The following is a 24,675-nucleotide window of genomic DNA, read 5'->3' as shown; positions in this document are numbered from 1 at the left end:
ATTTAAAGTAACGCGTGTTTTAAAAGATTTGAGAAATGTTTAAGATCTAAGAAAATATATACTGTATGGTGATGGAGGGTGATGAATTATAAAAATCTTGATCATGAGATATTGAAATTAATTGAAGCGCAACCTGAAATAAGTGAAGGAGAGATTGCCTCCCGTCTTTCAGTTTCAGAAGAACTGGTAAAGACCCGAATCGCAAATCTTAAGGACACACGGCAGAAAATCCTGATTATGGGTAATGGGAGCAGTGCCCTAAGTATTAAGGCGACACTTGACGCTGAAAATTATAATGTTGTCAAAGTCCCTGGCGGTTTTTCTTCACTTGAAGCGATAAAAGCTGAAAAACCCGATCTTGTCTTGCTGGATACAGGGCTTGCAGACCTTGAAGGTTTCAAAATCTGCAAGCAGCTTAAAACAAGTTCAAGGTACTGGTGGATACCGGTTATGGTTCTCAGTGATAAAGGAGAAGTAAAAAACAGGATTAAGGCTTTTGAATCGGGAGTTGATGACTATGTTACTACACCTTTTAACCCTATGGAACTGCGGGCGAGGGTGGGAATGATCTTGAAACGTACTCATTTCTAACTCCAAAGCTGACTTCTATTAGAAAAACGTCTGCGTATTAAAAAATTTAAAATGTTGTGGGATATAAAGGCCGCTCTGAAGAGCTTTTCAGAGCACCCATTTGAAATTTTTATATTTCTGGCATGTCAGAAATACTTCTATACATTATAATTATTTATATATATACTTATAAAATATCCTGTTAAATTCTTTATTGAATGCCTTTATTAAATGTCTTTATCGTTATTTTTACGAGCATATAAAATTATACTAATTAGTTTATTAAGTGTGAAAGGACCCTTGGGATATTTATCTTTATTATTTTTAAGAGAAGTTTTTAATATAATTTCAAAAGACGTGAGGCTATTAAGAGCTGATTTTGGCCCTAATTAAGACATCTAGTCCTTACATAAGTTTCTCCAGACCAGAGAATTCCTCAATTCCTCAATGTGAGAAGTCGATAATTAGACTTTTGACAGGCCGTGAGAGGAGGTGATCTCAACTTTTGCCAAAATCAAACTTACCGGATTTTTCAAGTTTTATTTTGTAGATCAATTTTCCTCATGTCAGGGCAAAAACACTGATATAATAAAGGAAAGACTGAAGAATTTGAGGCTATGATACATATATTTTTATTAATTTCAAGAATAATTAAAAAACATGTATAAAGTTGTCTTAATTTATCGAATTCTTGCCCGACCTGTGAAAACTTTATTTTTAAAATATTAAAGTATATAAAGTTTTCAAAATCCTTAAAAAGAGCAAAAGCATAGGTTATCATGTATAACTGGAAATCATGTATAACTGGAAATTTGTCCTTGACACAGAAATTATGACGTGAAACTATAGATATCTCCTTATTTTTAGTATGGAGCTAAAGTACAAAACTAATTTAACGCTCTGAAAGCATATATTATTATTGCTAAAGTAGATGTGATAATCAGTGGAAAAACGTTATCTAAAAAAGGTGTGGTTGAGTGATGACTTCGAACGAGTGGTACAATACAGGTGTTGCACTCCATGAACTTGGACGATTTACAGAAGCTCTTGATGCATACAATAAAGCTCTGGAAATAAGCCCTGACAATGCAAAAATCCTATTTAGCAAAGGTATGGTTCTGAAAAGCCTTTTCAGATATGACGAAGCTCTTGATGTCCTTAATAAGTCTCTTCAGATCAATCCTGCGGATGTTAAGACCTGGTGCTCCAAAGGTGAACTGCTGGTAGACCTTATGCAGTATAAAGAAGCTCTTGATGCATACTACCATGCTATATATCTCGCTCCTGAAGACCCTGAAGTATGGTACAGGCGAGGCATGGCTCTGAGGGAAATGAAGGCATACGAAGATGCTATGGATGATTTTGAGAAGGCTATTTGCCTTTATGAGAAGAATTATAATATGGGTTCCATGAGCGCAAGTGAGTGGTGCAAGAAAGGTATGGGGCTCTGTAAGGTAAAAAGTTATGAAGAAGCCATTAGCGCTTTCAACAAGGCTCTTGAATTAAACCCTGCTAATGGAAAGGCCCTTTATAACAAAGGTGTGGCTCTCCGCTGGCTTGGAAAACACGATGAAGCTAGACTTTATCTCGAAAAAGCCGTGGAGATTTTTGACACAAAGATAAAGGCAAATCCCGACAATGCCCGGTTCTGGTATAATAAGGGAATTGCCCTGAGAGACCTGGAAAAATACAAAGAGGCACTTCAAGCTTTTGAGAAAGCTATCGATATCAATCCAAGTTTTACAAAAGCCTGGATTGGTAAAGGCATCGTATACGACAGAATTAAGAAACACCAGAAAGCGATGGAAGCCTATGAGAGAGCAGTCGATATAAACCCGATATATTCTGATCTCCTTTGAGTAAACAGACCTCAGATTTTTCCATATAAGTCAAAGAACCCAGAGCCAGAGAAAGCCGTTAGTCGAAAATTCCTTTCCAAAATCCTCAGGACTGACGGCCAAAAGTTTTCTTTTCTATAAAAGTTTTCTGTTTCTCCTGATGTATCCGGTTTACAGGTTTATTAGCATACATGCTCAAAGCTAAGATTTTCGGTTAAGCCTTTTTTCAAAAGGGTTGTGCTACAACCGTTGAGCCGTTTGATCATGCCGATCATGTTGTTGCTGGGGTTTTCGGGCAAGCAGTTTTTTCAAAAGGGTTGCAGGTGAGCAGTTTTTTTAAAAGGGTTGCAGGTAAGCAGTTTTTTCAAAAGGGTTGTTTGAAAAAGCTTACTACTCAGAGTCCAGGTATATTAAGCATATCCGAAAACGTATCGAGCCTGAAATCGAAGCATTGATTCATCTCTTCTCTAGGTCTCCAGTCTCCATAAGAAGCGTAAGCGGTTCTCAGTCCAAGTTTACGAGCAGGGACCATATCTCTTTTGATATTGTCTCCCACTACCAGAGTTTCTTCGGGTTTTATCCCGAGCACCTTAAGCGCGAAAAGAAAATGGGCCGTATCTGGTTTTTTTGTGCCCGTAGTATCCGCAGCCACAATAAGATCGAAGTAATTAAGAATCCTGACCCTTGTAAGCCTTGCCAGGGCATGATAACTATCGGCATCCGTTATAATCACAAGCTTTAAGCCTAGCTTTTTAAGCTTATCAAGAGTATCCGGTACAGCTGGATAGAGTTCGAGATTTTGTAGTTTTTCCCGTTCATAGATCTCACAGCACTTCCTGTAGCCCTGAGCTGTAAAAACATTTCTCTCCTGCATGTAGTCTCGAATATTTTCGTAGTCTTCAAAACCGTAAACTCCTCTAAGGAAGTATCTGAAAAGTACAGAAGGTTCTTCCGTAACATCTCCCTTCCAGATAAAAAAGAGAATCTCCCTGCAAGCTTCCAGTTTTGCAGCTACGAAATCAAAAAGAGTGTTATCCATATCAAAAAGCACAGCTCTCAGAGCTTCGGGGTAAACTCGCTCCAGCTTTTTCTGAATTATATTCATATTATTCTCAATCTCGTCCATTTTCTTCGTGCCTGCTGCTTTTTCTAAGCCATGTAAATTTGCTTTTTCTTTCTCTGCTTTTTCTTTCTCTACTCTGCTTCTCTGCTTTTTCTTTCTCTACTCTGCTTCTCTGCTTTTTCTTTCTCTACTCTGCTTCTCTGCTTTTTCTTTCTCTACTCTGCTTCTCTGCTTTTTCTTTCTCTACTCTGCTTCTCTGCTCTTCTTTCTGGAACTATTTTCAGAGCTTTTCGGGGAGAGGCTATAAAAGCCATAAAGGACAGAGTATAAATTATAAACGAACAACGAATTTAAGTAAATACCGAACGCGGGGATTTAAGAATCCGCAGGTTCTACTACAAAAGGCAGAGCAGGAAATTTTGATATGAGTTCCGACGAACCAAAAGATGAAACCTTCAGAAAAGAAGGCGGTGAAGAAAAATCTGAAGAAGAACCAGTTTCCGAAGAAATGTTTGTTCTAAGCGATTCGGGGGATACAGGTGAGCAGGAGGTCAGCGATAAAGTCGTTGCAGCCAAGCTTAATGAATACGGACTTGATTTTCTCAGCTGTGGCAACTTTAATGAGGCAATGGAGGCTTTTGATAAAGCAATCGAGCTTGATCCAGATAATATAGACCTATTAAACAATAAGGCTCAGGCCCTTGAAACCGTTGGAAAATACGAAGAGGCCCTTGAGTTTTATGAAAAAGCTATCAATATCAATTCCGAGGATCCAGATATCTGGAATAATATGGCTTTCTCCTTGTCCCAGATTGGTAAGTATGACGAAGCTGTTAAAGCCTATGAAAAAGCCCTTGAATTCAGACCGGAATATCCAAATGCATGGTACGGAAAAGCCCTGAACCTGAGCCAGGCAGGAGACTATAAGGCAGCTATCGAAGCCTATGAAAAAGTCCTAGAGGAACATTCCGATTATAAAGAAGCCTGGGTAGGAAAAGGCATAGCGCTGGGTCAAATGGGCAAGTATGGCGAAGCAATTATCGCGTACGACAAGGCAATTGAACTTGATCCCAACTTTGCCGAAGCCTGGCATTATAAAGGCGTGGACATGGACAGCCTTGGAAGTTACAGGCAGGCCTTAAAAGCATATCAAAAAGCTGTAGAGCTTGATCCTGAGAACGATGATGCCTGGAATAATATGGGGATAGACTTCGAAAACCTTGAAAAATATGATGAGGCAATTAAAGCCTTTGACAAAGCAATCGAAATCAACGCCGAAAATGCCGATGTCTGGTACAATAAAGGCTTTACCCTCAGCCAGATGCGGAGGTTCGAGGAAGCCGCAGAAGCGTACAGGAAAGCTACACAGCTTGACCCTGAGTATTTAGAAGCTTATTCTAGTCTGGGTTTCGTGCTTGCTCAGCTCAGACGCTTTGAAGAAGCTCTGGATATTTATGGGCAGGCACTCAAGCTTAATCCTGAGGCTGCAGATTCATGGTTCGGGAAAGCTGTCTGTCTGAGTTTCCTTGGACGGGAAGAAGAAGCAGAAGAAGCATACAGAAAAGCTGTAGAAATTGATCCCAGATATGCCGAAGTAGGAGGAGATACCCAGTAATCGAATTTTTTACATACCAGCCTTATTTTTGTCTAATAACCTATTATTATTCAATGTTTACTTTTTTTAAGATTTTTAAATTTTTATTTTTTTCGATCAAGCTTTAAAAGGCTCTTTCTTCACAATCCAGTTTGAAAATAATTGCAATGTACCTATTCAGGTAATGCGAAATAAGATATTTATCTCTTGCCGCTTGAATAAAAATGCTGCAACTGCCGCCTTATTCTATTGACCTTATTCTGTTGACCTTATTCTATTGAAAATCCGTACTACGTACTTACAGCGCCTTACTGCTTTGTGGTATGGGCAGGATTCGGATTACTACTAACATTACTAAATATACCAATCGTCACTCGATAATTCAGCCTATACTCAGAATTACCAAATACTCTGCCCATATTTTGTTCTTTATAAGTTTTTTCAGGCATGTGCCATTATTTGCCCGTGCTAGGTGTTACCTGGATTACTCCCTTGTTCCCGGTAGTGCCTGTAACATTTTTGGCTGGAGTTTGTGCCTTGGTTGGAGTTTTCAATTCAATTGGAGTCTTCTGATCCTGTTTCTTTGTTATAGTTATGTTTGTCGGTTCAGTTACATTTTCTACTACAGTAACTGCTTCAACCGGAGTTACTTCTGTAACAGGAGTTTCTACAACTTCAGTTTCGGTTACTGCTTCCTGAACCGGTGTTACAGCTTCAGCTCCGGTCACTGCCTGGACTTCGGTTGCAGTCTCTTTTGGAGTTCCCGTTTCATTTGGAGCTTGCTGACCAGCGCATCCGATGGCTAGGAATACACCGAAAAATACTATCAAAATAACAAGCGCTTTTCTCATGTTTTCCTCCACTCAAATCATGTGTTTTATAATAACTGCGTTATAATTAATATTGAGGTCTTATAACAATTACTGCTAGATTCTGAACATAATTCTTCTTATGATCTTTCGTATAGTTCATCAAAATCTTTAATAACAGGAGTCTTCCGCTAATTTAACATACTTCTTCTTCCAGTTTCATCTTCTCTTTAACTACAAAAGAAAAGTTTCTAAAAGTAAAACTGCATGAAGCCACATTCAAAATCATTAATAATTTAGAAAAAGAAGCTTTCAGCTTGTTGACAAGATAATAATGATTAAAAAAGCGAAATCGTTTTTAAAACCTTTCTCGTTAAAGTAAGATTTGTCGGTAATTCAGACATCTCAAGCGTCTAATATCATTGTCTTTGTATTACCTTACATCCTTGTCATTATAGATTGTCGGATATATCACCTAATATTAATAAAAGTTTTTTTAGTAAGATTAGCTTATATTTTCATTCTGGTTACTAAACGAAAATTCACAGCTATCGCCTTATGAATTAAAATTCGTGCATAGAAGCTAATTATAATATAGAGCCTCTGGAACAGAGGGTGACTCCGGAATTACTATTAAACAGTTTAGCACCGAGTTACCATTTAACAATTTAGTAATTGTTTTTAGGAGTCGCTTTGGTTACAGTGGTCTTAGTTGCAGTAGTATTATTGCCTTTTATGGTGGTCTTGGCTATAGTAGTATTGTTACCCTGTATAACGGTCCTGTTTGCAGTAGTATTATTGCCCTGTATGGTAGTCTTGGTTGCTCCCATAGCTGGAGTTACTGCTGTAGTTGGAGTTACCGCCGTAGCTGGAGTGACTGCCATAGCTGGAGTGACTGCCGTAGCTGGAGTGACTGTTTCATTTGGAGCTCCGCCTTCCTGACCAGCGCATCCTATTGCAAGGAATACACCGAATAACACTATCAATATAACAAGTGCTTTTCTCATATTTTCCCCCCATTTAATACATGTTGTGTTTTATAATAAATGCTTTATAATTGATATTAAGGTCTTATAATAATTACTGCTAGATTCTGAACATAATTCTTCTTATAACCTGCCGTATAGTAACCTAATATCTTGGAAAATAGAGATCTGAGGTTTACTTTCATCTTTTATTTTTCTTATTTCATTTTCTCCTGAATTATGAAAGAAAAGTTTCTAAATATGAGACTGCAGGAACCATATTTTTCAAGTACTTTCTCACAGATGGATAGTAGAATGTACATCTGGATGGCTGGGAAGATATCGACGTTTGAGTAAAGACTACGAAGGATTAACAGAATCAAGCCAAGCATTAATATATGCTGCTGTGATCCATATAATGATTAGACCGACTAGGTCGGATAAAAAACGTAAGAACATAAGAGATATATAATATTCAGACGGCCTCTAAGAGCCAGTAAAGTTGCTATAAAAAAACTCACTGAAAAATGTAGGTGCCTTGTTGATAATTATTGAGTATCCTCTTCATATTTGAGTGGAGATCCCTCAATTTCCACTCACTGATCTTTTTTCTCTGATTAGTTGAGCCAGAGATTGTTTTAAAGCTTCAAGTTCCATTTTTTACTCCAAGTTTACTCTAAGATATGATAAAGGAAAATGGAATAACTATTATATTTTGTCTGTGGTCGAAAATACATTACTGCTTTTACCCATAAAATTTGAAGAAGATACAAAATAACCCAAAAAACAAACAAAATAACCCAAAAAACAAACAAAATGACTCCAAAAACAAACAAAATGACAGGAAAAGTACAAAAAAATAACGACTGAAGGAAAATATAAAAAAAGAAATTACTGAGAGGGTTTAGCCTTCTGTCTTTGGATTTCTGAAAGGATTCTTACCTTTACTTCAAGTGCAGGAACGAAACCAGGTTGCAATTCCAGAGCCCGATTACAGCTTTTCAGTGCTTCCTCCTGTTTACCCATTTCCGAAAAGACAAAACCCCTGGCTGCCCAGAAGCGGGGATCTTTAGGGGCGAACTGAAGCGCCCTATCGTAAATCTTCAGTGCTTCCTCGTACCTGTCTAACCTGAAAAGCAGGCTTCCGGTCGAAGTAAGGGCCTCAAGGTATTCAGGCCTAATTCGAAGAGCCGAACTGTAAGCTTCAAGGGCTTCTTCCTCTCTGCCGAGGGCCGAAAGTATGGAGCCTTTTCCTGCCCAGGCTTCAGCATATTCTGGAGATCTACGAAGAATTTTATCGTAGGTTTCGAGGGCTTCTTCAAACCTGCCAAGCCTTGCAAGCACAACTCCTTTATTGTCCCAGGCAATTTCAAAAGCCGGTTCAAGCTCAATTGTCCTGTCATAAGCCGCAATCGCTTCTTCAAGTCGGCCCAGTTCCGAGAGAATGACGCCCCTATTATACCATACTCTGTGATCGTCAGGAATAATTTTCAGAACCTTTGCAGTAAGCTGCAGGGCAGTTTCAAACCTTCTGGCCTTATACATGAGCACAGCTTTCTGAAAGAGAGCTGTTGCGTCCTGTGGCTCCTTTTCAAGCCGTTCAGCACAGGCCTGAAGTTCTTCGAAAAAGGGCAAGGAGGCGTAAAGGTCTCTTACATTCAGGAAAAGAGGCAGGATTTCATAGATATTTCCATGAAAAGTAAGTTTTTTTGCTTCCGTGTTATATAGAAAAGCGGCTGAGTTCCCTTTATCGACATCTTCTTCAGGTGTCCCTTGCTTTTTTTTGTTCCGGGAAGTCTTTTCAATTTCTAGAATATTTTCTGTTTCTTCAGCGTTTTTTATTTCTTCATTATTCTTTATCTCCCCAGCTTTTTCTGTTCCGTCAGTATTCTCTATTCCTTCAGTTTTACATATTCCTGCTGTTTTCTCTTTCTCTATTCCTTTAATCACTGTTTTGAACCCGGAAAAGACTGCTGGAGAAAGAGGGGAATTATTAGAGACTGAAAGCACAGATCTGAGGTGTTTTCCGAATTTTCTATCCTTTTTATGCCATAAGACCATTGAAGCGCCCTGGCATTCATTGAGGAATTTTTCCAGGCAAAGCCTCTGGGATGCCTGACTCCCTGAATGTTCAAGCGCAGAAAAGGCTGAAATTGCTGCCCTGCAGTGTTCCCGAAGTTCGTTCAGGGAAATCTTTGATTTGGAAGAGTAAGCCTCCGTTTTAAACCCTCCTTTACTTTGTTCAAATGCGGTCGGAAAAAGCGTCGCACAGTGAGCTTCTCTCAGATGGCAAAAACTTGCCTTTTACCGCAACTACAAGTTTTACGGATGATCCGACAGGGGACTTCGTACCTGGTTTCGGTTCCTGTCTGATGATATCACCAGCCATAACCCCTATGGGTAAAACCACCTTTTGTTCGACAACCTCTCCTGCTGTAAGCCCGGCTTCTTCCAGAATTTTAATGGCTTTCTTAAGGGACTGTTTTACAACATTCGGAACTTCCACGTTTCCGGCAACAGTTCCGGGCTCTACCATGGTTTCTGGCCCTTCAGCGCTTTCTTTTACTTCCAGTACCTCTTCGAGCAAGTCAATTGCCCCGCTAATGCGAAGGAGAGTCTCTTTCAGAGTTTTTTTCCGGTCTTCAAGTTCTGCAAGCTTTAATTCGATGTCTTTGAGGATTTTCTGCCCTGATTCATATTCTGCCCTGAGTTCAGTTAAACGCTGTTCAAGTTTTACTTCCATATTCCTGGATACCCCTTATGGTTATTTATTTCAATTTTATTCAATCTTTTTAACTTTATTCGAAATATTTCACTTTATCAGGAATTATTTATATTATCAGGAATTTTCTGTTCTATTCGGACCTGGTCTTTTTAATTCAAACAAGCCTCAGTAGACTATTTTACATTATATTTTTGTATTTATTGCCTGGTTTTACCTTTTTGGCTTTATTACCTGGTTTTAATTTTTTAGCTTTATTGATTGTTTTATTATTATTTTCTTTTATAGCAGATACTTTTTAGCTCTCTGTACATTTCCAGCCCAATACATTTTAAGTTTTATATTTTTACATGCAATCGGATTGAAAAAGTAAAATTTCTGGAGTAAAGGAAAAAATCTCTCTGAATTCAAAATGGAAAAAGAACGATTTTTCTGGAGTCATTATCGACTTATTGTCCGATCTCCAATTAAAAATTCTTTTATGAAAAAATATCTTTTACAAAAAGTACAGGATCACAGGCAGTAAGATAACTCCCATTGCATGGGATTTCCTGACATTCATAAAGGAAGAGAGCATTCCTATTGGGGTCGATATCACAAAAATGAAAAAACCAAAAAGTCCTGTGAAAAGATAAACCATTACTCCAAGCCCAATAAGAACACCTGTACAAAGTTTGCTGTAATCAACTTTCTTTAGGAACAAATGAGCATTGTTACCTAGCCAGATCGTCGAAAAGTATGAAAACAGTGCAGTTAAGACCATAGCAGCAAAAAAGAGTAGCAGTACCGGAAAATCAAGTATATTTGTCTCCAGAACATCTTCTACGGCAACCATTGCTCCACTTCGTGTCCTCCCGATCACCACAAAAGCTACAAGCCCGAAAATTGCATTTGAAGTGTTTACTCCGGAATTTGAAATTATGAATTCTTTTGAGCTCTCAAGAGTTGAAGGATTACTGGCATAAGGGTCGGAATAAAGAGAGGTTCTTAACTTTCCGGGCTCTGGATCAGAGGTTTTTTTCTTAAGCGGAATCCTGTCAAAATCAACTTTTGCGACAAGGCCTGTAAGGAGTGCAGCAATCGCTGATGAGAGGCCTGGCAGCCATGCCACAAGCGAACCTGCTGCACTGCCTGTAAGGATTCCTCTAAAAATTCTTTTTCGAGAAAGCTTGAGTGCCGACACTGACTCTTCGGGAATTTTTGAGCTTGTAAGAAGGCTTATAATTAGCTGGGAAGCCCCGAAAAGCCCGCTCAGAAGAGGCAGGAGTATGGAAGGCTCTCCAAAATTAACAACCGGAACCATAAGGGATTCCCTATCAAAAGCGAAGAGCCCAAGTATGCCTGTGATTAAAAACAAAATCAGGGCAAAAACTTTGTACTTATATTTTGCAAATGGGCTTTTCTCCTTTGAATCTTCAACGCTTTCACCTTTTTCACTTGCAAGCATTAAAAAGACAATTGAAATAAGAATCAGTGCCATATGTGCTTCAACATAAGGATAAATGGCCTTAAAGAAAAGCGAAAACGGCAGTACAAAAATCAGGGAAGCAACTACCGAGCCTGCGCTTCCTAGTGCTGAAAGCCGGACTGCTTCAGCTCCTGCTCCGTCAATAAGAAGCCTGTGCCCTGGCAGGACCATTAATGCAGTATCTCCATCCGGTGCCCCTAGAAACACTGAAGGGACCACGTCATGAAAAGTCTGTGAGACAGCATTTGAGAGAATAATCACGGCAATGTAAAAAGGTGAAAGCCCTTTTTCAGCCAGGAAAGGGGTAAGGGCTATAAGGGCAAGCGCAAAATTATTGTTATGTACTCCAGGCAGGAGCCCTGAGATTATGCCAAGCAGGTAACCTCCTAAAACTGACAAAAAAAGTAAAATTAATGAGACATTTTCCACCCGGCTAACCCTCTGAAACTTAATTGAATTTTGTGAATTTCATTCAAATTTTTGTAAGACACACCAGAGAGTATAACTATAACTACATAAAAATATTTCTGTTATGTTTTGACTTAACTATCTTTTACCTACTTAACTACCTTTTGAGCCTATCCAAAAAGTGATTAACTCTTATATTATATACTTACTGTTACTTTTCGATACGTATTATTTACTTTTCGGATAGGCTTTTAATCAATCTTCAGGCGAATGAATTAACCGAACTCTTTGAATTGCTATACTTAACTTCCTTGTATCATTATTCTTTAGCTCCGGAAAGTCACATGGTCTTTCGGTGCCTTCAGGTACATTTAAAAGAATGACATTCTTTCCCTGATTTAAGGTAACAGGAATATTTACTGTGCTTAAATTAGTGCTGATATTTTGTTTACTCTGGAGAGTTTTGCCATTATAAACCTCGAGCGTCTTTGGTGAATGTAAGCTGCATGCGTTGAGTTTTAATACTGCATTTTCAGCAACGCCTGAATAAACCGATAACGTAGCCTTGTTTGATATCCACCTGGTCATTGTGCCGTCCCAATTTTCCAGGCGGTTCCATCCTTTACCTAAAAGCATAAAGGGCTGAATTGTTTCATCTGGAACACGGTAAACAATAAGCCCGTCTTCATCGTATACATCAGGTTCAGTTTTAAGGGTCTTATTCAGCAAATTGGTTACAAACTCGAGCTGATCACTGGACAACTGGTTTTTGTGGACAATAACATACCTTATATTATTGGCATTCAGGACAGACGTGCCTATATCAGTAACATCTTCCTTTAAAATATCTTTAGTTCCCAAGGAATAATACTGTAATTCTTTAATGAACGGAGTCTTTCTTTGAAAGTCACCAACGTTAGCTGGATACCTTGCTGAATATCCACCTACGAGAGCTTTATTGTGGACTGTCTGATAGTACAAATCCTGAAAAGCCATATATCCTGCGTTAGAGTTTTGCGGGATTTCGAGAATCGCATAGTTATCCTTATCGTTACTAATTTTATAATAAAAGTCAGGAACACTTACCTGTGTGGTCGGATACGGAATAGATAGGTATTCAAAAACCAGCAGAAAACCTACTATTGTAAAGATAAGCTTTTTTCTATCGGGCTTATACTTCAGTAATTCCGAAAAACCATACCCTGCCAGAACGGAGTACCCAAGGGTTGCGATAACAAAAAACCTGCCAACTGTCCTGCAGTTTTTCAGGAAAGGAATTGTGTTGTATAGTATCTGATATGGAAGTGGAATTTTCAGATTGGAATCCGTGAAAGCAACCGCTCCGTTGAAGTGTAATATGGGCCCTAAACTAATTATCGTAAAGAAAAACGTAGTTACGAACCAGAACTTTATGTCAGGTTTTCTCCTTGATTTCAAGAGTGCAAGGATTGAAAGTCCGAGAACAATATACCCTATAAAGTTCACCCGTTCAGCAGGCCAGCTTGGTATATTCGAATATAAGTCTAAGGTAAACTGACCTAGCAACGGATGTAAATGAGAAGGCAGGAAAAAGCTCATCAAATCGTTTGATAATTTGGGAATTTCATTTATGTTTGGCCTTAGGAAGTTTTGTTTTGAAAGAGCAATAAGTATCTCATTAATGGTCAAAGGCAGTACTCCGAGAAAAGCGACCCCGCCAAAAAATAAATATTTTATAATTATTTGTTTTACAGAATGAGTAAAGTTATTTCTGGACCTGAGAGTCAGGTAAAAATCATAGAAGAATACTAACCCTGCAAAGATCCCCATAAAGATCAGGTACTGCAGGTCGCTCATTGCTACCAGAATGAAAAAGATTCCTGCAAGGACTGGGTTCTTAATCCCTTCTTCTTTAACTGTTTTCATGAGATACAGCGCACAGAAGGGTATCCACTGAACTGTCGCTGCTCCAAAAAAGTATAGTCCTCTGGAAAAATGGTACGGAGAAAACGCGAATACAATTCCTGCAATAAAGGCAGCATAATTATTATCCGTAAGATATTTTACCAGAAAATACGAACCAACAGCTCCTATTATAAAAGTTAATAGCCATAGTATCGTGTATATGACGTGCAGTTCTAAAAAGGGCGACAGCAATACATATAGCACTTGATTGAAGGCTGATGAAAAGGGCATTGATTCTATGCCATTCGGGTAAAATAGGAGAGAGTCATGCGTCAAAGCCGCTAAATTCGCTTCCTTTATTGCTATTTTTGTGTACCATAAGATCCTCATCCATTGAAACGAATCCGCTCCTGTTCCAGGAATATCGGTTTTTATCTTAAAGAAGACAGGATAAGTAAGAATAATTGTCAAAAGAGTATATGAGATTCCCACCAGAGAATAATCCCGTAAATTGTAAAAATGTTTATTCTTAAAACTTCGGTTTTTTTCCGGGTTAGATGTTTTTCTTATTTCCACGAAATTGTCTCCCGATTTCCTGAATATCTCTTATTCTTTTTTTCGAAATAAATCCCAAATGATATATAAATGTTATTAAATATTATATGTACTTAAAATTGAATATTATTATATGTTAAATGTCACTAAAAATTAAGTGTTATTAAATATTAGATGTTATTAAAAAAATGTTGAAGCCATCTCAAAACCCATTTTCATTTTCACTTATTGGAATTATTCTGGATTGTTTTCACGATATGAAACTCAATAGGTCACTTAAAATGCAGGAACCGGAGAGGCAAACTTTGAGTTTTGGGATGAACTCTTTATTAAAAAATAAATGTTAATAAAAAGTAGATGTTAATAATTATTTTTTGCATAGAACCATAGTCCAAGGAAATGGCCTTCGAACTTCCAGCACATCAAAATAAGTTTCTATTAATTTCACAAACTTTCCTGAACTCCAGTTCTGAACATGCTCAGGATCATTTCCAAAACGTGTCAAATTTTTACCCCGGAAAAAATTCATTGTACGGAAATAGGGTTCGTTAGGCACACTGATAATACAGTAATTTTTGGTTATTCGTCGGATCTCCTGAAGAGCTAAATCCGGTTTTTCGAGGTGTTCCAGTACTTCGGTTGCTATAACAAGATCGAAACTGTTTTCTTTAAACGAAATTTCACATATGCTGCCTGAACAAAAATCACACTCTGGATTTTTCTCCTTTGCAATTCTCAGAGCATTTCTGGAAATATCAACGCCTGTTATTTTTGGATAATTAAGGCAGTTTATTACAAATCCTTCTCCACAGCCTATATCAATAACATTATTTATATTTTCTAAATGATTGGCAGTTTCCTTTAAGTTTTTCATAAAATTGGATATCACTATACCCATAAGCGGATTTTTGGAGTTGTATTTTTTGTAATTTCTACTCTGGTTCTGGTCCATTTAGCCCCACCTATTTAAAATGCGTTTTTAATTTTATTTCTTCTTATATTCAGTTTTAATTTTTTATTCTTAATAGCCCGATTATTTAGAATTTGTGTCAACTGCTTTGACTTTATTTTCAATGTCCTTTTTCGATATCTTTTCTTAATATCCATTCTTAATATTCGTTTTCAATAACCTTTTCAATAACTGTTTTCAATAACCTTTTCAATAACTGTTTTCAACAACTGTTTTCAATAACCGTTTTCAATAACTATTTTCAATAACTATTTTCAATAACCGTTTTCAATAACCGTTTTCAATAACCGTTTTCAATAACTGTTTTCAATAACCGTTTTCAATAACCGTTTTCAATATCCTTTCTTGATGTCCGTTTTCAATATCCTTTCTTGATGTCCGTTCTCGATGTCCTTTTTCAATATCCATTCTTAATATCCGCTCTTAATATCCATTCCCAATGTCCTTTTTATAACAATTCGACCTGCCTTGAAATTTTAAGGTTTTTTTCTTAAAGTAAGTATGAATCCAAATATTGCTGGTAATAGTGTAGTCAAGAAATATAGAACTATAGAGCAGGAAAATCCATATGCAGAACTTTCATTCAATAACTTGAATATTGTAACGCTTACAAACTCTCTAACTCCAAATCCTGATATAGAAATTGGAAAATTACCCAGAACTACTACTATTGGGAGAGAAAAGGTAAGTAAGCTGTTTAATGCGGGATTTAAGGATTTTATAACTATCCAGTATACCAATAAATTCAGCAAGTAATACCCAAGAGTTAATGCAGAAACAGAAAAAATAGCTTTTTTATTTCCGGTGATTTGTTTTATTGTTTTAATATAATTTTCTTTAAATTCACTTCTTTTCGAAAATATCCCGAAAATAAGATTTACAATCTTTTCATTTGTGATAACGAAAATACCAGCGATAAAAATCATTATCATTGGCGTCATTATATATATTAAATTTTTATCTTTAAAAAAGAAAGCTATAGATAGTACACTTAAAACCAGAAGACAGACCATGTCTATGACTCTGTCCATTACTACGGTAGGTATGCTTCTGGAGTTCTCAGTATCTAAGTAAAAAGCTCTTGAAACTTCTCCTGCCCTGCCCGGAGTAAGAGCGCCATAAAAGTTACCCATTAAAATTATTTCAAGTGATCTTTTTACAGGGATTTGAACATTTATACAATCGAGTAGAGACTTCCATTTTATCGCTTTTATCAGGTACATCAGAGCAATAAAAGGTAACGAGAGAGAAAGCAATTCCAGATTTGTCTGGGTAAAGGTCTGGTAGATTGTCCTCAGGTCAAGTTTGGCTATAAGGTAAAACATTAGCCCCAAACTGACTACAGTTTTACCTATCGTTTTCCAGTTCATAGCTATCGTACTTTATAATATAATCATCGTTATTTCTGGAGTTTGTGATCAGTTCTCCTATCAGGCCAAGGGATATAAATTGAGCTCCAAGAACCGTGATTAATATACTCAACATCAGCAGAGGCCTGTCTCCGATCTTGATACCCATGAGCCATAAAGAAACAAGGTGCAGGTTTATAATTATTGCTGAGAATATTAGTAAGAAGCCGATACCTCCAAAGATGTGAAGGGGTCTTTTCTTGTATAGATTCAAAAATGTTACTGTGATCAGATCCAGAAAGCCTTTAAGTAGCCTTTCAACTCCATATTTTGATTTTCCATGAATTCTAGGATGGTGTTCGACTTCAATTTCTCCGACAGTGTATCCTTTCCAGTGTGCTAGAGCTGGAATATAGCGATGGAATTCTCCATATAATCTTACGTTCTTTACGACATAGTTTCTATAACCTTTGAATCCACAGTTGAAGTCATGAATTTTGACTCCTGTGATATATCGAGTCAAAGCATTAAATAATTTTGAGGGAAGGGTTTTTGAAACAGGATCGTGCCTTTTACTCTTCCAGCCTGAAACCATATCATATTCTTCTAATTTTTCAAGAAATCTAGGGATTTCTTTGGGATCGTCCTGCAGGTCTCCATCCAAGGTAATAACAAAATTTCCCCGTGATTTCTTGAACCCGCAGGAAAGAGCCGCAGCCTTTCCATAGTTCCTCTGGAATCTTACAATCTTAATTTTGCTATCTTTGATCGCTTTTAACTTCTTAAAAGTGTCATCCATAGATCCATCATCTACGAAAATGATCTCAGATGTTTTTCCCAATCTTGAAAGAACTACATTCAATTGGTTATATAATTCCCCTACGTTTTCTCCTTCATTGAAAACCGGGACTACGATTGAGAGATCTAATTTATCGGACATTTACCGTTTTCTCCTAAACAGTGCTTCAGTTCATCTGTAAAATTACCACTTATGAAATTTTTGAAACCAAACGAGTCCTATATCAAACTTTAATCTAGAGCCCGTTTCAATAATAGAGGAAGATTTGGATTGAAATTGACAGCAAATTAGAACAAAGCCTCTTTACAACAGTATATATAAGTCATATTTTAATCCACGTTGAAGTCTCTACAGAACTTATTTCTGTGTTTTTAGCTTAATTTTTAAATCATCTCTGAAGTTTCTTGTTCTTAGGACTTACGCAGTTAAAATGCCGAAAACTTGATATCTTTATAAATATACTTATGGCTTAGTGTTTCTCTAAAAACGTACGGAGTTATGGACATAAATCCACCTAAGTGTACCGACATTGACTACATTAATTTTCTCATTGCGGCTTCTAACGTTTTTAGCTGTACTGAAGCTGCTAGATGTTATCCAGACATAGCTAATGCTCCTTCTCATGATGCTTTTACTCGTTGCCTTCAAAGGCAACCTCCAGACACGGAAGCACTATGGGAGGAAGTAAAAAGTTATGTCAAGCTTAAGGGAGGATACCTAATTGTTGATGATTCAACATTAGATAAACCATACGCAGAAGAAATTGCTTTTGTTCGTCGTATGTGGAGTGGAAAACATCATCGTACTGTAAAGGGAATAGGCCTGGTTACCTTAGTTTGGACTGACGGTACAACCGTTATACCTATCGATTTTCGAATTTATAACATCGATGTAGACGACAAAACAAAGAATGACCATTTCCGTGATATGCTTGACAAGGCCGAAGAACGTGGTTTTAATCCCAAATTCGTTTTATTTGATACATGGTATGCAAGTGTGAAAAACCTTAAAGCCATTAGACAGAAAGAGTGGCATTTCCTTACAAGATTGAAAAATAATCGTTTGGTAAATCCTGACAACAAGGGAAATGTGCCACTTGAAACAGTAGATATTCCTCCAAAAGGACGTGTGGTTCACCTCAAAGCATATGGATTTGTAAAGGTGTTTAGGATAGTTTCAAAAAATGGAGACACGCAACACTGGGTTACAGATGTGCAAGAGATGGATGAAGCAAAACGTGAAGATTTGGCAAAGAAGTCATGGAAAATTGAGGAATATCATAGGGGAATAAAACAGTTCTGTGGTGTCGAAAAATGTCAGGCAAGAAAGGAAGAATCACAGAGAGCACATATAATGTTCTCATTAAGAGCTTTTCTTAGACTGGAATTACAAAGAATCAAAAGTGGAATATCCTGGTTTGAAAGTGCTATGAAAATTAGAAGAGTGGCAGTGACAGAATACTTAAGGAATCCCCAATACACGTTAAATTAATTCAAATATTTGAAAGTTTGGAAAAAACAATATGCTAGGAGCCAACTGCGTAACTCCTAGTTTATATATCATGAAGTACTCTAGGCTATTGGGCATCTGGGAAGGTCATAATAGACCTTTTAACTCTTTTTAATAACCCCCCATACCCCCCAACTCCCCAATAACCAGATGCCCAATCCCCATTAATGCTATATTCAGCATTTTTATTCCATATTATTTGCCCAGAAGATTACTTTCTTTCTTAGATTGTTGGAATATCTTTCGTTTTCTTCGCCATATGATTTCACATTCTTCGCCATATGATTTCACATCGATTTCAGATTCGATCTAAACAGAGTCCTCAGAAAGATAATTAAGGTTTATGGCTGGTATTGGATTACAGTTGGTATTGAACTTGTTTTTGGAACTTGTTTTTACAATTCGTTTATGCATTTTTTCGTTACATGAAGCAAATATCGAGTTACTGAATAATAAATTTTTAATTTGCTTTAAAAGATATCAGCGAGCCTGTCCATCAGTTAGCCTGGTCTTCACCAAAGCTGCCAGATTTTATTAGATTTTTTTTCACTAATACCCAACCGAAAGTGCGCATATCTGACCATAGAAGTGCTTGATGCAGCTGGGATGAGGTTCTGGTACCTTACCGCATCCAGTAAATCAATAGGAATAGTAAAGAGTTTTTAAGCTCATGCTACTGGTTTTTTAGTTAAACTGCGTATTGCATAGCTCTTGCACTTTCAATTATCGTAAAGTAATTTCTTATGCATGTGTCTGAAAATATAGATAAGCAAATTTATCGCTTTTTTAAAATATGTGCTAGTTTTAAGAGGTTTTTTTCATGGAATATGTATTACTTGAGATTCTACACAGATTTTAAAGTTTAAAAAACCTTATTTAATTTAAAAATTCCTATTAATCCCTTTTTTACTTAAAAAACTCCGTATTTAGAAAAAAATTACTTAATAGATATCAGAAGCGGTAATTCAAAGATATAACCATAAGGCAAATTGTTGATCATATTTAAAGAGCAAATACAACCCTATTTAATTGAATATGTTGGAAGGCTTATATACTTCATATCTTAGTAACTATCACTGAAAACTCGGATTTAAGGGGGTTTATACGTATTAAGCACGTTATAAATAGATGAAAATATCTTTTAAATTTTAAAAACCTTTATTTTCCAAATTAAATCTTTTAAAACTCTTATTTTATTAATTAAACCCTTTTAAGCTATTTTTTGATATAAGTATATTTATATTTAATCTAACGAATTTTAGACTTGTCAAGCTGCGTATAGTCAGCAGGACAACCAGAATAGGTAAATTAAACAGGTAATTTAAGGACAAAACAAAGTTGAGTAATATATAGAAAATAAAATAAAGAACGTAAAATACAAAATAAAATAATTAAAAAATAACTAAGGTTTTAAAAATAAATATAGTTTAAATTGAATACAATTTAAATAAATTTCTGGAGTGAGGTATGTGTTAGAAATGAAAAAGATACTGGGAATTTTCTTGGCAGTCTGTTTTGTACTGTCAGTGACAGCTGCAGCAGCAAGTGCAGCGTCTTGGGACAACAAGAACAAATTTAAATTTGGCAACTATGACAAGAAGAAGTGGGATAGCTACAAGGGAAAGTGGGACAACGACAAGAGAAAGTGGGACAACGACAAGAGAAAGTGGGACAACGACAAGAGAAAGTGGGACAACGACAAGAGAAAGTGGAACAATAAGAAATATGGCAAAGAGTACAACAAATGGTACAAAGCGTATATAGTTTGGTCCTTCAGTTATAAAAAGTTCTGCGGTTATTACAGTGAATTCTACAGCTATTACTACGAATACTATAGCAGTTATAGAAGCCACTATGGAAGCAGATGGTAAGAAATGGCTCAAAATGTATATGAAATAGTTTGGAGGTTATAAGAAGTTCTACGGTGATTATAACAGTTATTTAAAATAGATGTTCAGAGCTGGCTGTAAATTATGTAAATGTAAAATATAGTAATTACTTAGCCATACAACCCTTTGGATTAAAAAAAATAATCCAGATTAAAAGAAAATATTCTGGATTAAAAATTATTAATTAAAAGAGCAGTAAGACCAAGAACAATAGAGTTCTTACTGCTCAGAAAGTGGGGAGATTCACGAGTTCTCTGCCCTGAGGAACAAAGTGAAATATCCCTGATTTTCTTTTTTCCATTATATCATTAAATTATTATCGTTGCATCATTAATTATTAAATTATTATCGTTGCATCATTAATTATTAAATTATATCATATGGTATACTTTTGTTGAGTCGTATAAATTTAGCTTCCCTTTCGCCACTTATCTTTGATTCGCTACATCTGTGATTCGCTACTTACTTGTGATTCGCTACATCTGTGATTACTTATCTGTGATCCTCATCTGTTAAAATCACAATATTCTCACGCCCATGCTTGAACTTCTGAATCAGGCCTCTCTTTTCCAGTTCTGAAAGCATGAGGCTGACTTTCACTTCGGAATAATCAAGCCTGCTGCGTAGATCCTTTTGCGTAATTCTACCCCTGTGGCCCCGAATCACATCAAGGACTTCTCGGAGATCCTTAGTAAGAGGAGATCTTCTTAAATCATCGGTCTCAATTTTGGAATTATCTGTAATTTTTATTCCTGGCTCACCTGGCTCTATTACTGTTTTCTTTACTGAAACTGCCTCTTGGGTGTTTTTGACCCCCAACTTTATTCCAGAACCAGGGATTTTAGCAAGGGCATTTGTCAGAAGCCTGGATGTATAGAACTTCCCTTCCTGAGACCTGTTTATTTTCATCTTTTTCCGCTTTCTGGAAAGTTTATAACCTCCGCCGAACAGAAAAAGAACCAGGAGGGCTACTGGTAGATGGCTTACAGTAAAAAAGTCATTCCTGGTTTTTTCGGTGGGATTAACGTTATTGACATTACTTATTTTGTCTTCGGCTGTTTCCTTTACCGGATTTTCGGAGACAGGATAAAGCAGGAGATCAAAGACATAGTTTCCCTCCTCTTCAATTTTCAAAGTTGCTTCTTTTGAATAGACTATAGTGCTGTTCCGGTAATACCTGGCTGTAATAACATAGTCTCCGGGTCCGAGTTCAAAGGAATAAGTACCATCTTTTGCCAGTACTGATTGAGGAGGATTAGAATTGATGCTAATCACAGTGTCATTGAGGGATTCAAGAGTATCCCATGCATATGTAGCCCCATGGATCGTTGCAGTGATGTTGCCGTCTGCTAAGAAAGGTACTCCTGAAGTAGGAGATATCGCTAAAGCGAGTAGAGCAGCAGTGCACAGAATGTAAAACCTCAGTTTCATCTCTATCAGTTAATTCAGTGTTATCAGTTAATTCAGTGTTATCAGTTAATTCAGTGTTATCAGTTAATCCTGTGTTGTAATTCGAGGTTATGGGATCAGCTGCTAGGCTATGGGGATCAGTTGCTAGGCTATGGGGATCAGTTGCTAAAAGTTATGAGCGTAAAATGTCTCTAAATTTATCCGAATATAGAATACATAGCTGTTTTTTTGGATAATTTCAATGGCTTGCCCCCAGACCCAAAATTAATTTTGCTATAATGAGCACGTTCCAAAATTACTTTTGAGAAGTCAAATATAGAATTTTGAAGCCGGCTTACTGAACACCCTCCCCATGTTTTCAGACTATTACGGCTATAAATTACAATTAAGTAAGTACAGATGATAAATAAATATATCGTTTATTATTTATTTCAATTTAAATAAATCAAAAAAAAAGATACAGTGCTCTAATATTTCTTTGCAAAACATTCCGTTTTTATAAAAGATGATAGATTTTTAAAAATTCGCAAACAAAATCACCAGGAAGATAGCAGCAAACTGTGTCATTTAACGGGAAGACTTTAACAGGAAGACTAACAGTGTTACTAAACAGTCACTAAAACAGGAGTTCTTATACAAGGTCCTCTGCTCTGGTAATTTTGTATCATATCAGGAATAGCTTTTTTTCTATTTTGGATTTCAAGCTTTTTATCTTTTATTTCAGGCACGTATACCTATATCCATTGTATCCTTCGATGTATCCTTTTTGGTACCCTCTATTATAATTGTCTTTGTAATTTTTGGTCCATCTGTTATCATTGTGAGGAGAGGGGATTTTCGAGAGAGCTTCTCTGCTGCCATATTTATTGCAATCTTTTTGGCCCTGTTTTCTGCCATCTCCATAACCTTTTTTATAGCCGTCTTTGTAACCATTTTTATTCTTGCTATTACCAGCTGCGCTTGCTGCTGCAGCCGTTACTGACAATACAAAGCAAAGTACCAGTAAAATAGCACAAATCTTTTTTATTCTATCAAATTTTGTATTTACCATAAATTAACTCCTGACTAGTTTGATTAAAAAATACTATATATGTGTGTGAAAAAGAATCCTTAAACTACCCAACCTGAATTCAATAATTAAATTCATCAACCTGAACTCAGTGCTTCAACTCTCCAGCTTAACCTCAATTTTTAAATTCATCAACCTGAACTCAGTACTTCAATTCCCCAACTTAAACTCAATTTTTAAATTCACCAACCTGAACTCAGTACTTCAACCCCCCAACCTGAACTCAATTCTTAAGCTAACTAACTTAAGATTTTCATGTGTATGTAATTTCTACTTGACCTCGCAGTTCTGGAAGAAATTGCCAAACTGTTTTGCCGATACCTATTAACTTGGCACCTTAACTTATAATTTTAATATTAACCGGATTAAATATAAGTATACTTATAATATACCCAGCTTAAAAACTAGTAAATTAATAAAATAATCATTTCTAAAGCTTTAATTTAAGATTAAGCTATTTATGACCCATTGAATTTACATCAACATAGTAAAAATCATTTTTTATGAAATTTAATTAAAATACCGGCTTTTCGCAGTTTATACTGGTTAAACATGGCTTTCAGTTCAAAAAAATTCTAATGAGATTAATACTCTCATGATTCGATATAAAAGGGCAAAAGAATAATTAAAGAAAATATGAAGGAAAATCAGGCAAAATATAAAGGAAAATCAGACAAAAGCGCCTCATAACTCTTTTAATTTGAAATTCAGATCTCCGGCCTTTCCAATTTTTCCAGTATATCCGCATATTCTTTGTGCTGCTTTTGAGCTTTTTCCTTAAGTTGCTTTTCGGATGACGGAAGCCTGAGAGCCTCAATATCCCAGTTCGCCTTCTTTGTTCCTGCCTGATACACGCTCTCAAGAAAATTCAGAACCGCTTTTTCCGGTGAATCTGCTGCATTTCGGACATCTTCATACCTTAAAAGTGCAAGCCCGGTATGATGGCTCCAGAAAGCTTCTTTTGGGCTTAGCGGCTCATTCATGAAGCCCGTTGGCTGCGGGTGCATATAAGCATAAAAAGCAGGTTCCCTTATCTGCTGGTCTCCAGCCCAGAACCCGAAGCTGAGAATTTCATGTGAAGAAGCCTCAAGTTCTACAGAATTTGCTCCTTCCTTGACAGGCGCAGACCTGCCTGAAAATAGAGTCAGGGCAAGGTCAGCGTGATGCCAGAAAAAGTGCACAGGCGAACTTTTCCCTATAAACCAGCCCCTGAAAACCTGAAAGATAGAACAGACCTGCACAAGGATTCTCCAGAAACGGTTCACGTATTCTTCGTCATAGGCGGTATGCTGGTAATCAGATGGAAAAGGTTCGGTACTTACCTCAGGGATATCGTAAGGCACAGGCCTGATGCCCACCATAATCCCAAGCTCGCCCAAACTTGAAAATACTCTGTCATAAAAAACGGCAACTGAAAGCCCTTTTAAAGGTACGGTTTTCAAGTCTCCTTCGCTGGTCTCAATCCTTAAAATATGCTCCTTGTCCCGAAAATTAAATTCCATTTCAAAAGTCATGTCCTCATAAGGAATAGGTCCGGTCGTGAGTCCACGCACTGAAACATAAAACGGCACATGCCACCAGTGGTTCATTTTCGGAAACAATGCAAGCCTGACTTTCCCGACGATTTGCAGGAACAGGTGCAGCTTATTCTTCGTACCTTCCCATTCTTCAAGTGGCAAAGGCGGGAATTGAATATCCCGCGTAAAGCTAGTGTTTACCATAATTACCCCTCTGGAAAATTCCTGGATTACTATATCAATGAGTGTGTCAATAACATATCAATGATTCTAAATTTCGGTGACGA

18 protein-coding genes and 1 pseudogene are annotated in these 24,675 nt (G+C 36.9%); 5 read left to right on the top strand and 14 right to left on the bottom strand.

The features are described from left to right. Positions 1-81 precede the first annotated feature (81 nt). Both MSBRM_RS07635 and MSBRM_RS07630 read left to right on the top strand, forming a co-directional pair. Complete coding sequence (locus MSBRM_RS07635) at positions 82-591, top strand: response regulator (protein WP_048118199.1); 510 nt, start codon at positions 82-84, stop codon at positions 589-591. 959 nt (positions 592-1,550) lie between these two features. Continuing rightward, positions 1,551-2,429: a tetratricopeptide repeat protein gene (locus tag MSBRM_RS07630; protein WP_048118203.1), complete on the top strand. Its 879-nt coding sequence runs from the start codon at positions 1,551-1,553 to the stop codon at positions 2,427-2,429. A gap of 373 nt (positions 2,430-2,802) precedes the next feature. Here the strand turns inward: MSBRM_RS07630 and MSBRM_RS07625 are convergent, their stop codons facing one another. Further along, positions 2,803-3,534 (bottom strand): HAD family hydrolase, encoded by a 732-nt coding sequence (locus MSBRM_RS07625; protein WP_048118205.1) that lies wholly within the window; start codon positions 3,532-3,534, stop codon positions 2,803-2,805. A 361-nt stretch (positions 3,535-3,895) separates the two neighbouring features. Here MSBRM_RS07625 and MSBRM_RS07615 point away from each other — a divergent pair, with 361 nt between their 5' ends. Beyond that, positions 3,896-5,086, top strand: a complete 1,191-nt coding sequence (locus MSBRM_RS07615; RefSeq protein WP_048118210.1) for a tetratricopeptide repeat protein — start codon at positions 3,896-3,898, stop codon at positions 5,084-5,086. A gap of 434 nt (positions 5,087-5,520) precedes the next feature. Here the strand turns inward: MSBRM_RS07615 and MSBRM_RS07610 are convergent, their stop codons facing one another. Next, positions 5,521-5,916 (bottom strand): hypothetical protein, encoded by a 396-nt coding sequence (locus MSBRM_RS07610; RefSeq protein ID WP_048118213.1) that lies wholly within the window; start codon positions 5,914-5,916, stop codon positions 5,521-5,523. Between the two features lie 626 nt (positions 5,917-6,542). Beyond that, positions 6,543-6,881 (bottom strand): hypothetical protein, encoded by a 339-nt coding sequence (locus MSBRM_RS18780; protein ID WP_052712742.1) that lies wholly within the window; start codon positions 6,879-6,881, stop codon positions 6,543-6,545. Positions 6,882-7,122: 241 nt separating this feature from the next. Here MSBRM_RS18780 and MSBRM_RS19345 point away from each other — a divergent pair. Beyond that, positions 7,123-7,311 (top strand): annotated as a pseudogene (locus MSBRM_RS19345) (transposase); the annotation flags it as partial. Between the two features lie 419 nt (positions 7,312-7,730). Here the strand turns inward: MSBRM_RS19345 and MSBRM_RS07600 are convergent. From MSBRM_RS07600 to MSBRM_RS07570, 7 genes are all read right to left on the bottom strand, one after another. Continuing rightward, a complete protein-coding gene (locus tag MSBRM_RS07600) occupies positions 7,731-8,900 on the bottom strand; it encodes a tetratricopeptide repeat protein (RefSeq protein ID WP_048118216.1) in 1,170 nt (389 codons plus the stop codon). 181 nt (positions 8,901-9,081) lie between these two features. Next, positions 9,082-9,582, bottom strand: a complete 501-nt coding sequence (locus tag MSBRM_RS07595; protein WP_048118219.1) for a PASTA domain-containing protein — start codon at positions 9,580-9,582, stop codon at positions 9,082-9,084. 475 nt (positions 9,583-10,057) lie between these two features. After that, positions 10,058-11,458 (bottom strand): tripartite tricarboxylate transporter permease, encoded by a 1,401-nt coding sequence (locus MSBRM_RS07590; protein WP_048118221.1) that lies wholly within the window; start codon positions 11,456-11,458, stop codon positions 10,058-10,060. A 234-nt stretch (positions 11,459-11,692) separates the two neighbouring features. Next, positions 11,693-13,897, bottom strand: coding sequence for a hypothetical protein (locus MSBRM_RS07585; RefSeq protein WP_048155249.1), 2,205 nt, complete (start codon positions 13,895-13,897; stop codon positions 11,693-11,695). A gap of 346 nt (positions 13,898-14,243) precedes the next feature. Beyond that, positions 14,244-14,828, bottom strand: a complete 585-nt coding sequence (locus MSBRM_RS07580; RefSeq protein WP_048118224.1) for a class I SAM-dependent methyltransferase — start codon at positions 14,826-14,828, stop codon at positions 14,244-14,246. A 494-nt stretch (positions 14,829-15,322) separates the two neighbouring features. Further along, entirely contained in the window at positions 15,323-16,216 is an 894-nt protein-coding gene (locus tag MSBRM_RS07575; RefSeq protein ID WP_048118227.1) for a lysylphosphatidylglycerol synthase transmembrane domain-containing protein, read from the bottom strand. Then, positions 16,194-17,135 carry a glycosyltransferase family 2 protein gene (locus tag MSBRM_RS07570; RefSeq protein WP_048118230.1) on the bottom strand — a complete coding sequence of 314 codons (942 nt, stop codon included), beginning with the start codon at positions 17,133-17,135 and terminating at the stop codon, positions 16,194-16,196. The genes MSBRM_RS07575 and MSBRM_RS07570 overlap by 23 nt, the downstream gene beginning before the upstream one ends. 357 nt (positions 17,136-17,492) lie before the next feature. On the opposite strand from MSBRM_RS07570, the gene MSBRM_RS07565 reads away from it, so the two are divergent. Further along, complete coding sequence (locus tag MSBRM_RS07565) at positions 17,493-18,485, top strand: IS701 family transposase (protein WP_048155834.1); 993 nt, start codon at positions 17,493-17,495, stop codon at positions 18,483-18,485. A 1,541-nt stretch (positions 18,486-20,026) separates the two neighbouring features. Here MSBRM_RS07565 and MSBRM_RS20190 read toward each other — a convergent pair. The 4 genes from MSBRM_RS20190 to MSBRM_RS07545 form a co-directional block, all read right to left on the bottom strand. Beyond that, complete coding sequence (locus tag MSBRM_RS20190) at positions 20,027-20,356, bottom strand: hypothetical protein (RefSeq protein ID WP_155400461.1); 330 nt, start codon at positions 20,354-20,356, stop codon at positions 20,027-20,029. 528 nt (positions 20,357-20,884) lie between these two features. Beyond that, on the bottom strand, positions 20,885-21,823 hold the full coding sequence (locus tag MSBRM_RS07555; protein ID WP_048118242.1) for a helix-turn-helix transcriptional regulator: 939 nt from the start codon (positions 21,821-21,823) through the stop codon (positions 20,885-20,887). A gap of 694 nt (positions 21,824-22,517) precedes the next feature. Continuing rightward, positions 22,518-22,853: a hypothetical protein gene (locus MSBRM_RS07550; RefSeq protein WP_048118245.1), complete on the bottom strand. Its 336-nt coding sequence runs from the start codon at positions 22,851-22,853 to the stop codon at positions 22,518-22,520. A gap of 725 nt (positions 22,854-23,578) precedes the next feature. Beyond that, positions 23,579-24,592 (bottom strand): DUF5996 family protein, encoded by a 1,014-nt coding sequence (locus MSBRM_RS07545; protein WP_048155243.1) that lies wholly within the window; start codon positions 24,590-24,592, stop codon positions 23,579-23,581. Positions 24,593-24,675 lie beyond the last annotated feature (83 nt).

The sequence above is a fragment of the Methanosarcina barkeri MS genome, from assembly GCF_000970025.1.
GTDB lineage: Archaea > Halobacteriota > Methanosarcinia > Methanosarcinales > Methanosarcinaceae > Methanosarcina > Methanosarcina barkeri.
The sequence above is the reverse complement of the archived record's forward strand: the minus strand, read 5'-3'. Positions and strand labels throughout refer to the sequence as shown.